Genomic DNA, 13,384 nt, shown 5'->3' with positions numbered 1-13,384 from the left:
AAATGGGCACTTGTGGCAGCTTTAAAACATTCGTACTTTTGTCATCAAACAAAAATCAAAAACATTCCATATATGAATCAATATGATGTAGCCGTGATCGGCTCCGGACCAGGAGGTTATGTTGCGGCCATCCGTTGCGCGCAATTGGGCATGAAAACGGCCATAATAGAAAAATACGCCACTTTGGGCGGCACCTGCCTCAATGTGGGCTGTATTCCCTCCAAGGCCCTGTTGGATTCTTCCCACCACTATGAGGATGCCGTTAAGCATTTTGCGGAGCACGGCATTGAGGTGCCCGGCGAGGTCAAGGTAAACCTGGAGAAGATGATCGCCCGGAAGCAGGGCGTGGTGGACCAGACCACCAAGGGCATCCAGTTTTTAATGGACAAGAACAAGATCGACGTTTATGAGGGCTTGGGCAGTTTTAAGGATGCCACCACCATAAACATTAAAAAGAACGATGGCAGCACGGAGCGCATCGGGGCCAAGCACATCATCATTGCCACAGGCTCCAAGCCGGCCACCTTGCCCTTTATCTCGCTGGACAAGGAGCGCATCATCACCTCCACGGAGGCCCTGGAGCTCAAGGAGATTCCCAAGCACATGATCGTCATTGGTGGCGGGGTCATTGGTTTGGAGTTGGGGCAGGTCTATAGGCGCCTGGGCGCCGAGGTCACCGTGGTGGAATATATGGACCGCATTCTCCCGACCATGGATGCGGCACTGTCCAAGGAAATGATGAAGGTGCTCAAGAAACAAAAAGTGAAATTTGCGCTTTCCCACAAGGTGAAGTCGGTACAGCGCAGGGGCAAGACCGTGACGGTGAAGGCCGATGACAAAAAAGGGGAAGAAGTGGTTTTCAAGGGCGATTATTGCCTGGTCTCCGTGGGCAGGAGACCGTACACCGACGGGCTTGACCTGGAGGCCGCCGGCGTTAAGGTCGATGAGCGGGGCAGGGTGGCCGTGGATGCCCACCTAAAGACCAATGTGGACAACATTTACGCCATTGGCGATGTGGTAAAAGGTGCCATGCTGGCCCACAAGGCCGAAGAGGAGGGCACCTTGGTGGCCGAGCAGTTGGCCGGCCAGCAACCGCACATAGATTATAACCTCATTCCAAATGTGGTCTATACCTGGCCCGAGGTGGCGGCCGTGGGCAAGACCGAAGAGGAGCTGAAGGAGGCCGGTGTGCCCTACAAATCGGGCCAATTTCCCATGCGGGCATTGGGCCGGTCCAGGGCCAGTATGGATCTGGACGGTTTTGTGAAGATTCTGGCCCACAAGGACACCGATGAGGTCTTGGGCGTGCACATGATCGGCGCCCGCTGTGCCGATCTTATCACCGAGGCCGTGACGGCCATGGAGTTCAGGGCCTCTGCAGAGGACATTGCCCGTATGAGCCATGCGCACCCCACCTATGCGGAGGCCGTTAAAGAGGCCGCACTGGCCGCCACGGAAGACCGAGCGCTACATATCTAGAAAATTGGAAGCAATATCAAATTAAAAAAAGCAGCCGTACGTACGGCTGCTTTTTTTGTCCCGTATTCGGTGATGTTGTGCTGCGACCATAGCGATGGAAAGTTGAAAATCGAGAAAAAACCAATCTTTGTGGTATCTCGAAACTTCATAACAATAATGCAATGCATAAATTGGGCGCAGCACCAAAAAGCAGGCATGGCCAAACTTGTGAGGGATGTGGCTCAATTGGCAAAAAGGGTATGGGCCGCTATCCGTTGTGGGAACCGTCGCAATAGGGCGGGTTACCCGTTTTTTTACAGGTACAGAGAAAGGCACTTCTGTCCTCATCCACGGTAAAGGCCAAGGAGGGTGGTTTGTTGTGGGCCCTGTGGGCACCGTCACAAAAAGGTTGGTTGGCACTGTGGCTACAGGTGCACCAGGCGTAGCGCTTGTCTTTTTCCAGCGCCACTTGAATGGGGGCGTACTCTTTTTCGCTCATGGTCTTTTAATTTTTGGTACAAGGTACTTTATCAAAACCAAAATTGCGAGGGGCCTCCTTAATTTTTAGCGGTTCCAAATAATCTGGACATCTTTGGGAAATGTGCCTTGGCATTGCGCTTTGACCAGCCCCATGCCGAGCGTGCGCCCATTTTTAGCCGTACCTTGTTGTTCTCGTAGGCAAGCGCCAGGAGACAGCAGCCAAAGGTGAATCCCAGGGCCCCAAGGATGGTGGTCCACACACCAAGCTGGTGATGAAAATAATGATAAAGCCCCAAACCTGTAAAACTGCCATAGAGCACTATGAAGTGAATGACGTAGATGGACAGGGTGGACTGCCCCAGCTTGATCAGGGTGGGGTTGCGCAATCCTTGTCTTAAAAACATGAACAAGGCAAATACCAGGAGCACGTCGCCCAGGCGCATGTAGAGGTAATTGTTGTGCGCCACCGCATTGAAAAGGGGCAGGTTGAGGGTGTCATGCAACAAAAGAAAGATACCGGAAGACCAGCCAATGAGCGCTGCCCCGAGGCCCAAGCACAGTGGTATGCCAAGGGCATAGAGCCGGGGATGGTCCTTTTGCGAGCGGAACACCTTGGAAAGGAAGGCACCAAAGGCGGCATAGCCCAACCAAGGGACAAGGGTGAACACGGACCCGTTGGCCTTGGTGAAGTAATTGGCGATCCAATGGGGCAAGAGCCCATAGTCCAGGGTCTTGTACCAGGGTTCCAAGGTAAAGAGCAGCAAGGTGGTGCCCAAGAGCGCCATGGTAAAGCCCCAAGATGGCAACTTGATGGTAAGAAGGTACAAGGCAATGATGCCCAATAGGGAGAGACCAATGATGTGCAGCACGTCCACCACAAAAAAAGAAGGATAGATACTCCCCTTGAGCAGTCCAAACAGGTTGATGCGCAGCAGATACCCTATGAGCAACAGTTCCAGTCCGCGCTTGATGCCCCTTTTTACCCTGGGATTTTTAAGTCCCTTGGCCCCCGGCCGCAACAACAGGTAGGTAAAGATAAAGCCAGATACCGTAAAGAAGACCGGAGCGGTTATGCCCCTAAAGTATTTCCAAACACCGTACGCACCGCTCTCCGCGTTTCTAAAGACAGGATCCAGCAGGCCGTCCACAAAGTGGCCCTGTAGCATCATGACAATGGCCCAAGCCCGCATGGCATCAATAAAGTACAGTCGGTTGTCCCTTGTTTGCATCATCTCAAATAAAATCCCTATACCTCTTGCTTACAGCGGGTTATGGGTTATGGGGTGCAAAATTAGATAAATTAATGGCAACCATGGACAATTTCATTTATTTTCGCCAAATAACACCACTACCCAACAATGGCCCAGATTTTAGCCTTTGCCGGCAGCAATTCCTCCTCGAGCATCAATTTCCGATTGGTAAAACATACCGTTTCCCTGGTGGAGGGGCACGAGGTGCACCTCTTGGATCTGGCCCAGACTCCGCTGCCCATGTACAGTGAGGACGAAGAGCGTGACAATGGATTCCATCCCAATCTAGTGGCCTTGCGAGAGGCTTTCCAACGAGCGGACGGCGTTCTTTTCTCCGTTAACGAGCACAACAGCAACCCTTCGGCCTTTTTTAAGAATACGTGGGACTGGCTTTCTCGCGTGGATAGGGACTTCATTGCCGGAAAAAAAGTGTTCCTGATGTCCACTTCGGGAGGAAAGCGGGGCGCCATTGGGGCCTTGGGGGTGGCCGAGCAGTTGCTGAAACGTTTCAAGGCCGATGTCACCGGAACGTTTTCCCTCCCCAATTTCAACACTTCCTTTAGCGATGCCGAAGGTATCTTGGACCAGCAGCTGGCCAAGGCCCACCGCAGGGAACTACAGCAATTTTTAAGGGCCCTGCGTACCTAGTATGGCCCTTCTGCCAGATTTTAAGGTTCTATACTTCTGGAAATAGATATATAAGAAGTACTGTAATCGCCCAATAACAAAGTAGTTGTGCGTTTACATCATACTATTGGGCCGGCCACCTTATGTTGGTCCTTTATCATCAAGGAAGGCCAGGCCCAGTTTTTTTAAGGGGCAGTTCCATAAAACCTGGCCTGTGGAGGTCAAATTAGTATCCGAGGTGGCGCAAGGGAAGCACCCTTCATCCTATGAAGACAAGTTCCTTTGCCAAACATCGCGCGGCGCGGCACAAAGACCAAAGGGGGCATTTGGGCACCCGATTTCCATCGACCCAAATAAAAATGCCCTCCCCAAATCTTGTCTATATTTGCAGCGTGTTAGCTCAGTTTAAAGAACATCTCAGGGCAGTTTTTCCACGCGTTTTGGAGGGGCCCTTTTTGGTGGCCTGCAGTGGAGGCTTGGACAGCGTGGTCTTGGCGCGGCTGTGCAGGGACATGGGGCTCAATTTTGCCCTGGCCCACTGTAATTTTCAGCTTCGCGGCGGTGACAGCGATGCCGATGAGGCCTTGGTCAGGGACCTGGCCCATCAATGGGAGCGCCCTTTCTTTGTAAAACACTTTAAAACAAGGTCATACGCCAAAAAAAGCGGGCAGTCCATACAGATGGCCGCGCGGGAACTCCGCTACCAATGGTTTGCTTCCCTGATGGAAGCAGAAGGATATGACCATACGCTAACGGCCCATCACGCGGACGATACCCTGGAAACCATGCTCATTAACCTTTCCAGGGGAACGGGCATTCAAGGGTTAATGGGCATCCCGCCCGTGAACGGTGCCATTGTGAGGCCCCTTTTGCCCTTTTCCCGGGACACCCTGGCCCATTACGCCAAGGGGCACAAGGTGGTCTGGCGGGAAGATGCCAGCAATGCGGAAACCAAGTACCTGAGAAACAAGATACGGCTGCAGATCGTACCCTTGCTCAAACAACTGCACCCCACCTTTTTGGAGAACGTGACCCGCACCCAGAACCACTTAAGACAGACGGAAGCCCTCACCGAGGCCTACACGCGGCAGCTCAAGGAGCGATTGTTCCACGGCGCCAAGGGCCGTATTGAAGTGGATCTGGAAGCCCTTAAGGCCCTTGAGCCACGAGATACCCACCTCCACGCCCTGTTCAGGGATTACGGATTTACCGATTGGGAGGCGGTTACCGCCCTTCTGGACGCCACGAGCGGTAAACGGGTTAGATCGGGAACACATCTGCTCTTAAAAGACCGCGATGCCCTGTACCTAGATCGAGCGAACAAAGATGTCCCCGATGATGCGCACTATTCAATTGCCCAGGGGAACACCCATTTGGAACATCCCGTGCGGTTGACCATCGCTACTGAAAAAGAGCTGAAAGTGGCATCAAAAAATATAATTTATGTGGATAAAAGTGCGTTAAAGTTTCCGTTGCGGTTAAGGAAATGGAAAAATGGCGACTACTTTTATCCCATTGGTATGAAAGGAAGGAAAAAACTGGCCAAATTTTTCAAGGATGAGAAAATGAACTTGTTCGAAAAGGAAGACCAATGGCTCCTGTGTTCGGAATCGGACATTGTCTGGGTAGTGGGCCGGCGCATGGACGAAAGATTTAAAGTGAAGGAATCCACAGAGGACATCATTAGCATAGCATATACGGAATGAAGCAGCTCATTACATTATTTTTTGCACTTTTTGTAAGCGCCAATTTGGTCTCCCAGACCGATGAGGACCCCGTGGCCTGGTCCCACGAGGTGAAGCAAATTTCGCACACGGAATACGAGCTCATCATCAAGGGCGATATCTTTGAGGGCTGGCACGTGTATTCCCAATACACCGCAGATGGTGGGTCGCTGCCCAGCGAGTTTACCTATGATGGGGCAGGGGAGGCCTATGAGCTTTTGGGGCCCACACGGGAAAGTGCCACCATTGACGAATACAGTGACATTTTTGAGGTAGAGGAGACCTTTTTTAAGAAAGAGGCCATTTTTACGCAAAACATCAAGTTGTTGGACCCCGCGGTGAACCAGATCAAGGTAAATCTCTTTTACCAGGTCTGCAAGGAGGTCTGTATCCCGGCCGACAAGGACTTTGTGTTTTCCCTGGACGGTTCGGCCGTGGAGGAGGAGGCCGTGGTGCTGGACGAACGTTCCAGGGCCCTGACCGCCGCATTGAAAATAGACCTTAAGAACCGAGAACGCCTAAACCAGGGCCAGGCACACGTGGATGGCAACAGCAGTATATGGGTCATTTTTGCCCTGGGGTTTTTGGGCGGGCTCATTGCCCTGTTGACCCCCTGTGTGTTTCCCATGATCCCGTTAACGGTATCTTTTTTTACCAAACATTCCAAACAGCGCTCCAAGGGCATTGTCAACGCCCTCTTGTACGGTTTCTTCATTGTGCTCATCTACTTTTTGTTGAGCCTGCCCTTTCACCTTTTCGATTCGGTCGATTCCCAGATCCTGAACACCATTGCCACCAATGTTTGGGTGAACCTGGCGTTTTTTGTGATCTTTGTGTTCTTTGCCTTTTCCTTTTTCGGGTACTATGAGCTTACCCTGCCCAGCTCCTGGGCCAATAAGATGGATGCGGCCTCTTCCAAGGTGGGCGGGGCCATGGGCATCTTTTTTATGGCGGTGACCCTGGCCATTGTCTCTTTTTCCTGTACCGGCCCCATCTTGGGCGGGCTGTTGGGGGGCACCACCATGGCCGAGGGCGATGTGGCCTGGAACCTCAGTGCCGGGATGACGGGCTTTGGCGTGGCCCTGGCACTTCCCTTTGCCCTTTTTGCCCTGTTCCCGGCCTGGCTGAACAGTCTTCCCAAAAGTGGTGGGTGGATGACCACGGTAAAGGTGGTACTGGGCTTTTTGGAATTGGGCCTGGCCCTGAAATTCTTGAGCAACGCCGATATGGTGGCCCACTGGGGCATACTGAAGCACGAGGTGTTCTTGGCACTATGGATCCTACTGGGCCTTTTAATGACCCTCTATCTGCTGGGATGGGCCCGGTTTCCCCATGATGGTCCCAAGGCACCCCTTTCCACTGGCAGAAAGGCATGGGCGGCACTGAGCGCGGCCTTTACCCTCTACCTTGTATTGGGCCTGGCCAAGGTGACCCACCTAAAGCTGCTGAGCGGTTTTCCCCCTCCGCAATTTTACAGTGTCTTTGAAACGGAGAGCGATTGCCCCCTGGGCATTGAATGTTTTAAGGAGTTCGATGAGGGCGTGGCCCACGCCAAGGCAGTGAACAAGCCCATTCTGTTGGATTTTACCGGTTGGGCCTGCGTCAATTGCCGCAAGATGGAAGAAAACGTTTGGAGCGAGCCCGATATCTTTCCCATCATCAACGAGGAGTATGTGCTCATATCCCTGTACGTGGACGATCGCAAGGCCCTGCCCGAAGCGGAACAGTTCACCTTTTTGTACGATTCCGGGAGAACCAAGCGCATTGAGAACATCGCCCAAAAATGGGGCACCTTCCAAGACGTGAACTTCAATGCCGTTTCCCAACCCTACTACGTGCTCTTGTCGCCCGATCTGGAGGTGCTCAACACCGCCATACAATCTGCCGATGCGGACACCTACCGGGACTGGCTCTTGGAAGGCCTTGGGAACTACCGCGACTGAGCGCTTGGGCCATCATGGCGGTGCATCTGGATGTCACCGTGTTTTAATGGGCCGCTGGCTTGTGCCCAAGCTGATAATTATACTACCTTAGAGGGCAGAAACCCTCAAAGAGACCTCAATGAAAACAGTGAAGAAAATAGGCTTGGCCCTACTGCTCGTCCTAGTGGTGGCCGCGGTGGGCCTTGGCGTATTTGTGGGCGCCCACACCACCGATTACAGCGGGGAAAAGACCTTGTCTTCCCTGGCTGCCCCCGTGGAGGTATATCACGATGCCTACGGGATCCCCCATATCTATGCCCAAGAAGAGGCCGATGCCTTCCGTGCCCTGGGCTACCTCCACGCCCAAGAGCGCCTGTGGCAAATGGAGCTGTTGCGCCGCATTGCCACGGGGAGGCTTTCCGAGGTCTTTGGGCCCGATTTGTTGGAGACCGATAAGTTCATGCTTACCCTGGGCATTGATGACGCCACGGTGGCCACGGTGGCCCGTGTGGACCGCAACAGTCCCGGGGTACGGCTCACCGAGGCCTACCTGGACGGGGTGAACCAATTTGTGGCGGTAGGGTACACCCCAGTGGAATATCACCTTACCGGACTGGAAAAAACCCCCTTTGCCCTCAAGGACGTGTACAACACCCTGGGCTATATGGCGTTTAGCTTTGCCATGGCGCACAAGACCGATCCGCTCCTGACACAAATAAAAGAGGAATGGGGAGCGGACTACCTCAAGGATCTTGAGACGCACTCCAGTGAGGATCTGGAATGGATCAAGACGCATGACCCCGCCAAGGCGCGGGACACCTTGGGCAATTCCGTGGCGGGCTTGGTGCACAAGGCCTTGGGGCCTTTGGGAATCCCTTTGTTCGAGGGGAGCAATAGTTGGGTCTTGGCGCCCGAAAAGACCAAGAACGGCAAGGTCATATTCACCAACGATCCGCACATTGGCTTTGCCCAGCCCTCCGTCTGGTTCGAGGCGCATCTGGAAACCCCCACCTATCATAAATACGGCTACCATTTGGGGGGCATTCCGTTCCCGCTATTGGGGCATAGCCGGCAACTGGCCTACGGGATGACCATGTTCCAAAACGATGATGTCAATTTTTATTACGAAGACGTGCATCCGCAGGACACAAACAAATACAGGTGGGGCGGGGCTTGGAAGACCTTTGAAACGGTATCCAAGACCATTGCCGTGAAAGATGGCGAAGACGTGGCCTTTTCCTATAAGAAATCGGAGCATGGGCCCATTTTGAACGGGATTGCCCGTCAGGTCACCGGAGAGCGCCCGGTGGCCATGTCCTGGGTCTATACCCAAAAGGAAAACCAGGTGATGGACGCCTTGTATGAACTGAGCCACGCCCAAGACCTGTCATCGTTCCAAAAGGCATTGCCCAAAGTGCACGCGCCCGGGCTCAACATCATGTACGGGGACGCGGAGGGCAATGTGGGCTGGTTTGCCACTGCCGCCCTCTACCGCATCCCGGACAGTGTAAACACCAAGCTCGTTTTTGAGCCGGGGCAAGGCCTCCCCCTGCAAAAGGATTGGTTGCCGTTTTCGGCCAACCCAAAGGCGGTGAACCCGCCTTGGCACTATGTCTATTCTGCCAACAACCAGCCAGATAGCATTGCCGGCATGCTCTATCCCGGCTACTACCTACCGGAAAACCGGGGCCGGCGCATCGTGGAGCTCTTGGAGCCCAAGAACAATTGGGACCTGGAAGCCACAAAGACCATGCTCACCGATGTGAGCTCTTCGGTGAACAGGGAAGTGGCCACCAATTTTTCCAAACTTATGGACGTGGCCGATCTCACGGAGAACCAATTGCTGTCGTTGGACACCCTGGCCCTTTGGGACGGCAATTACCCGTTGGGCAGTGTGGCGGCCACACTGTTTACCCGTTGGGAATACAGGGTGTTGGAAAATACCTTTGCCGATGAAATGGGAAAAACAAAGTTTGAACAGTTCCTGGGCACCCATTTTCAAAAGAGGGTCATTGCCCCGATGTCTGGCAAACCGGAATCCGTCTGGTGGGACAACAGCAACACCCCAGACAGCGTGGAGACCCAGAAGGGCATCGTGCAGACCTCCTTTCTGGAGGCCATAGCCTCCTTGGAGCAAGAATTTGGCCCAGACCTTGCCCAGTGGACCTGGGACAAGGTGCACACCCTGGAGCATCCGCATCCCATTGGGCAGGTGGCGGCCCTGCGCGGTTTCTTCAATGTGGGCCCTTTTCCCATACACGGGACCCGCGAGGTCATAAACAACATGGCCTTTAATTTTGACGGTACGGGACACTACAAGACCTCGTCCGGACCCTCCACGCGCAGGATCGTGGACTTCTCGGACGTGGAGAACGGCTATAGCATCTTGCCCACCGGCCAATCCGGCAACCCCTTCAGCAAACATTACAAAGACCAGGCGGCGCTTTACAATGCAGGCGGCTACCGAAAAATGATGATGAACGAGGCCGAAATAAAAAATGCATCAGAATTGCTTATTTTTAAGCCAAAGGAATGATGCATGCTAACAAAAGTGTACGGTAGTGCCGTATTTGGGGTAGAGGCCACCACGGTCACGGTGGAAGTGAACATTGACAAGGGCATAGGCTACCATCTGGTGGGCCTTCCGGACAATGCCATCAAAGAGAGCAATTACCGCATTGCCGCGGCCCTGAAGAACAACGGCTACAAGATTCCCGGTAAAAAGATCACCATAAACATGGCGCCGGCAGACCTCAGGAAAGAAGGCTCTGCCTATGACCTTACCTTGGCACTGGGCATTTTGGCGGCCTCGTCGCAAATCCAATCAGAGGAAATAGACCAGTACCTGATCATGGGCGAGCTGTCCCTGGATGGCAGCCTACAGCCCATAAAGGGTGCCCTGCCCATTGCCATCAAGGCCCAGGAAGAAGGCTTCAAGGGGTTTATCCTGCCATCGGAGAATGCCCGCGAAGCGGCCATTGTGGGCGATTTAAAGGTGTACGGCGTGGAGAACATAAAACAGGTCATTGAATTTTTTGACACTGGTGCGCCCTTGGAGCAGACCATTATAGACACCCGGGCGGAGTTTTATAAAACCCTGGATTTTCCCGAGTTCGATTTTGCCGATGTCAAAGGTCAGGAGAGCATTAAACGCTGTATGGAGATTGCCGCTTCGGGCGGGCACAACATTATCTTGATCGGTCCGCCAGGGGCGGGGAAGACCATGCTGGCCAAGCGCCTGCCCTCCATCTTGCCGCCCATGACCCTGCAAGAGGCCTTGGAGACCACCAAGATCCACAGTGTGGTGGGCAAGATCAAGAACATGGGCCTTATGAACCAACGGCCCTTCAGGAGTCCCCATCATACCATATCGGACGTGGCCTTGGTGGGCGGGGGCGCCTACCCGCAACCTGGGGAAATCTCCCTGTCGCACAATGGCGTGCTGTTCTTGGACGAGCTGCCGGAGTTTAAGCGCGGGGTCTTGGAAGTCATGCGCCAGCCTTTGGAAGACCGGGAGGTTACCATTTCCAGGGCGCGCTTTACGGTTACCTATCCCAGCAGCTTTATGTTGGTGGCGAGCATGAACCCCAGTCCCGGCGGCTATTTTAACGATCCGGACGCCCCTGTGACCTCTTCCCCGGCAGAAATGCAGCGCTACCTAGGTAAAATTTCCGGTCCGCTGTTGGATCGCATAGACATTCACATAGAGGTGACCCCCGTGCCCTTTGAAAAACTCTCCGAAGACCGCAAGGGAGAGAGCAGTGTGGCCATCAGAAAACGCGTTACCGCCGCCCGTGAGATCCAGACCGCCCGGTTCAACGGATTGGAAAATGTGCACTACAACGCCCAGATGAACACCAAGCAGATCCGCGAATACTGCCGTATGGACGAAGTCTCCAAGGCCCTGCTCAAAAACGCCATGGAACGCCTCAACCTCTCTGCCAGGGCCTATGACCGGATACTGAAAGTGGCCAGGACCATTGCCGATCTGGAGGGCAGCGAAAACGTCAATGGCACCCATATCTCAGAGGCCATCCAATACCGCAGCCTGGACCGGGAAGGTTGGTTGGGGTAAGGGGAAGGACGAAGTGGGAGATATGAAGTACGAAGTTGGAAGTACGAAGTACGAAATACGAAATGGCAAATTAGAAGTGAGAAGTGCGAAGTTGAAAATTTGACGTTGCCGTTATGATATTTCTAGTTGCACATAACCCTTTTTTTGGATAAATAAAGGGAAAGGTGCACCGCTAAAAAAGAGCACCTTATAAGGCACGAGCGTGACGCTCGCGTTAGCGGGGGTAAGGGGGGGTGTACGAAATATAAAATTAGAAGTACGAAATGGGAAATACGAAGTACGAAGTTGAAAATTTGATGTTGCCGTTATGATTTTCCTAACTGCACTTGATCCTTTTTTTGGGTAAGTAAAGGGTAGGGGACACTGCTAAAAAAGAGCACCTTATAGAGCACGAGCGTGACGCTCGCGCCAGCGGGGGTATACTATGCCCGTTTTTTGCAATTGATACATATTTGCACAATTCCTGTCTAGATTTTACGTTAAAAATTAGTGTCAACCAAAAGCTATCCAAATGTCAATACTTAAAAGCGCAAAGCCACATCTTTTAACCCTCCTAACAATATCGTTTTTCTTTCTGAGCAGTTGTTCATCGGAAGACGGAGAACAGGTATTAGATAACAGCAATGTTTCACGAGAATTACTTATCGGTACTTGGGAAACTTCAACTGAAACCGTTCTTATAACATATACATTCAATGATGATGGTACGGGAATCAAATTCGGAAGAGATAACTACACTTGGCGTTTAGATACCAATGTTTTAACCATTACAAGAAATGGAAGAAAGGATATTTCTCAAATTATCGAAATAGACAATCAGACTATGCTGCTACAGGATGCTAATGGAGGAAGAGCAGAATTCACAAAACAATAAGAATCATGAAAAAATTATTCGTCTTATCAGCCTTGTTTTTGATGATGGCATCAGCTTATGGTCAAGAAAAGGTCATTGACAGCACCTTAGCAAAAAAGGGCTACACCAAAACGGAACAAACAGTAAAGATTGAAGATATAACCTACTTCGTTTATCGCTACAAGACAGGAGAATATTTTACAATTAGGGAGAATAAAAAAACTGGTAGAAAATATTGGCAACCATTGGAAAAATCAAACGTAACAGCTAAGAATGAAAATCATCAAAAACAACAATAAATGAGTATTGCCTTTATTTTTGGAGTTCTTTTTTTTGCTGCAATTTACTTTTTCGATAAATCAAAACATGAAAAAATGGTTGAGGTATCGATGCTTAAAAAGCAAGTCCAGAAACAAAATCTAGATAAGATTGAAGAAAAAGAAGCCACATATAAACGCCAAGTTAATAATTTTAAGAATTCGGTTTCCTATGATTTAGTTGGTTTTGTTTGGGATAAAACTTCTCATAAGAATTACCCTAGATATATTAATGGTATTCCTACAGGATATGATTATACAGAAATATCTACGAAAGGAAGATTTGATGATGGCAAAGCTGTAATTTCAATTCTTTTAATAGAGGAATATCCCAATCTAAATATTCATTATTCGGTAAGTGCATTTGAGAAACATAAACAGACAGGACATTCACACGAAATACTCAGGCTACATTCAATAAATGAAATGAACGATATTTACCTTACCTTTCTAAAAATGGCAATGAAGAACAACAAGGAGGCAAATTTGCAACACAATCTGTTTGCTATTGACCGAACTGTTTAGGAATTAATTTACTTATTACTTAAAAGAAATCTAACCATCCCCCGAAAAAAAGATGGATAGTTTATGAAAGCCTTGGTTTTATTGATGTTCCGGGAGGTTCTAAAATAGGAAAACTGTTTTAAAAGTGGTAAATTGTAATAGCAAAAACGAACA

Annotated in this window: 11 protein-coding genes; 9 read left to right on the top strand and 2 right to left on the bottom strand. The window is 51.2% G+C overall.

What is annotated here, in order from left to right:
- Positions 1-72: 72 nt before the first annotated feature.
- Positions 73-1,479, top strand: a complete 1,407-nt coding sequence (gene lpdA, locus ACKWCC_RS02825) for a dihydrolipoyl dehydrogenase (RefSeq protein WP_413994386.1) — start codon at positions 73-75, stop codon at positions 1,477-1,479.
- Positions 1,480-1,726: 247 nt separating this feature from the next.
- Here lpdA and ACKWCC_RS02820 read toward each other — a convergent pair whose 3' ends face one another.
- Together ACKWCC_RS02820 and ACKWCC_RS02815 are read right to left on the bottom strand one after the other, a co-directional pair.
- On the bottom strand, positions 1,727-1,957 hold the full coding sequence (locus tag ACKWCC_RS02820) for a CDGSH iron-sulfur domain-containing protein (RefSeq protein WP_413994385.1): 231 nt from the start codon (positions 1,955-1,957) through the stop codon (positions 1,727-1,729).
- A gap of 58 nt (positions 1,958-2,015) precedes the next feature.
- A complete protein-coding gene (locus ACKWCC_RS02815) occupies positions 2,016-3,167 on the bottom strand; it encodes an acyltransferase family protein (RefSeq protein WP_413994384.1) in 1,152 nt (383 codons plus the stop codon).
- 129 nt (positions 3,168-3,296) lie between these two features.
- Between ACKWCC_RS02815 and ACKWCC_RS02810 the strand changes: the two genes are divergently transcribed.
- From ACKWCC_RS02810 to ACKWCC_RS02775, 8 genes are all read left to right on the top strand, one after another.
- Positions 3,297-3,836 (top strand): NADPH-dependent FMN reductase, encoded by a 540-nt coding sequence (locus ACKWCC_RS02810; RefSeq protein ID WP_413994383.1) that lies wholly within the window; start codon positions 3,297-3,299, stop codon positions 3,834-3,836.
- 245 nt (positions 3,837-4,081) lie between these two features.
- On the top strand, positions 4,082-5,521 hold the full coding sequence (tilS, locus tag ACKWCC_RS02805) for a tRNA lysidine(34) synthetase TilS (protein WP_413994382.1): 1,440 nt from the start codon (positions 4,082-4,084) through the stop codon (positions 5,519-5,521).
- Positions 5,518-7,482 carry a protein-disulfide reductase DsbD family protein gene (locus ACKWCC_RS02800; protein ID WP_413994381.1) on the top strand — a complete coding sequence of 655 codons (1,965 nt, stop codon included), beginning with the start codon at positions 5,518-5,520 and terminating at the stop codon, positions 7,480-7,482. Before tilS ends, ACKWCC_RS02800 begins: the two co-directional genes overlap by 4 nt.
- Positions 7,483-7,600: 118 nt before the next feature.
- Positions 7,601-9,997, top strand: a complete 2,397-nt coding sequence (locus ACKWCC_RS02795; protein WP_413994380.1) for a penicillin acylase family protein — start codon at positions 7,601-7,603, stop codon at positions 9,995-9,997.
- 3 nt (positions 9,998-10,000) lie between these two features.
- Complete coding sequence (locus tag ACKWCC_RS02790) at positions 10,001-11,536, top strand: YifB family Mg chelatase-like AAA ATPase (RefSeq protein ID WP_413994379.1); 1,536 nt, start codon at positions 10,001-10,003, stop codon at positions 11,534-11,536.
- Between the two features lie 511 nt (positions 11,537-12,047).
- A complete protein-coding gene (locus tag ACKWCC_RS02785; protein WP_413994378.1) occupies positions 12,048-12,410 on the top strand; it encodes a hypothetical protein in 363 nt (120 codons plus the stop codon).
- A gap of 5 nt (positions 12,411-12,415) precedes the next feature.
- Positions 12,416-12,688: a hypothetical protein gene (locus ACKWCC_RS02780; protein WP_413994377.1), complete on the top strand. Its 273-nt coding sequence runs from the start codon at positions 12,416-12,418 to the stop codon at positions 12,686-12,688.
- A complete protein-coding gene (locus ACKWCC_RS02775) occupies positions 12,689-13,231 on the top strand; it encodes a hypothetical protein (RefSeq protein ID WP_413994376.1) in 543 nt (180 codons plus the stop codon). It begins immediately after the preceding gene.
- The last annotated feature ends 153 nt before the right edge of the window (positions 13,232-13,384 follow it).

Source organism: Maribacter aquimarinus (genome assembly GCF_047345505.1).
GTDB lineage: Bacteria > Bacteroidota > Bacteroidia > Flavobacteriales > Flavobacteriaceae > Maribacter.
The sequence above is the reverse complement of the archived record's forward strand: the minus strand, read 5'-3'. Positions and strand labels throughout refer to the sequence as shown.

What these genes read in the sequence shown, in the direction of transcription:
- ACKWCC_RS02820 (WP_413994385.1), bottom strand. Translation starts at nt 1,957, where the DNA reads ATGAGCGAAAAAGAGTACGCCCCCATTCAAGTGGCGCTGGAAAAAGAC.
- lpdA (WP_413994386.1), top strand. Translation starts at nt 73, where the DNA reads ATGAATCAATATGATGTAGCCGTGATCGGCTCCGGACCAGGAGGTTAT.
- ACKWCC_RS02785 (WP_413994378.1), top strand. Translation starts at nt 12,048, where the DNA reads ATGTCAATACTTAAAAGCGCAAAGCCACATCTTTTAACCCTCCTAACA.
- ACKWCC_RS02780 (WP_413994377.1), top strand. Translation starts at nt 12,416, where the DNA reads ATGAAAAAATTATTCGTCTTATCAGCCTTGTTTTTGATGATGGCATCA.
- ACKWCC_RS02775 (WP_413994376.1), top strand. Translation starts at nt 12,689, where the DNA reads ATGAGTATTGCCTTTATTTTTGGAGTTCTTTTTTTTGCTGCAATTTAC.
- ACKWCC_RS02815 (WP_413994384.1), bottom strand. Translation starts at nt 3,167, where the DNA reads ATGCAAACAAGGGACAACCGACTGTACTTTATTGATGCCATGCGGGCT.
- ACKWCC_RS02790 (WP_413994379.1), top strand. Translation starts at nt 10,001, where the DNA reads ATGCTAACAAAAGTGTACGGTAGTGCCGTATTTGGGGTAGAGGCCACC.
- ACKWCC_RS02810 (WP_413994383.1), top strand. Translation starts at nt 3,297, where the DNA reads ATGGCCCAGATTTTAGCCTTTGCCGGCAGCAATTCCTCCTCGAGCATC.
- ACKWCC_RS02800 (WP_413994381.1), top strand. Translation starts at nt 5,518, where the DNA reads ATGAAGCAGCTCATTACATTATTTTTTGCACTTTTTGTAAGCGCCAAT.
- tilS (WP_413994382.1), top strand. Translation starts at nt 4,082, where the DNA reads ATGAAGACAAGTTCCTTTGCCAAACATCGCGCGGCGCGGCACAAAGAC.
- ACKWCC_RS02795 (WP_413994380.1), top strand. Translation starts at nt 7,601, where the DNA reads ATGAAAACAGTGAAGAAAATAGGCTTGGCCCTACTGCTCGTCCTAGTG.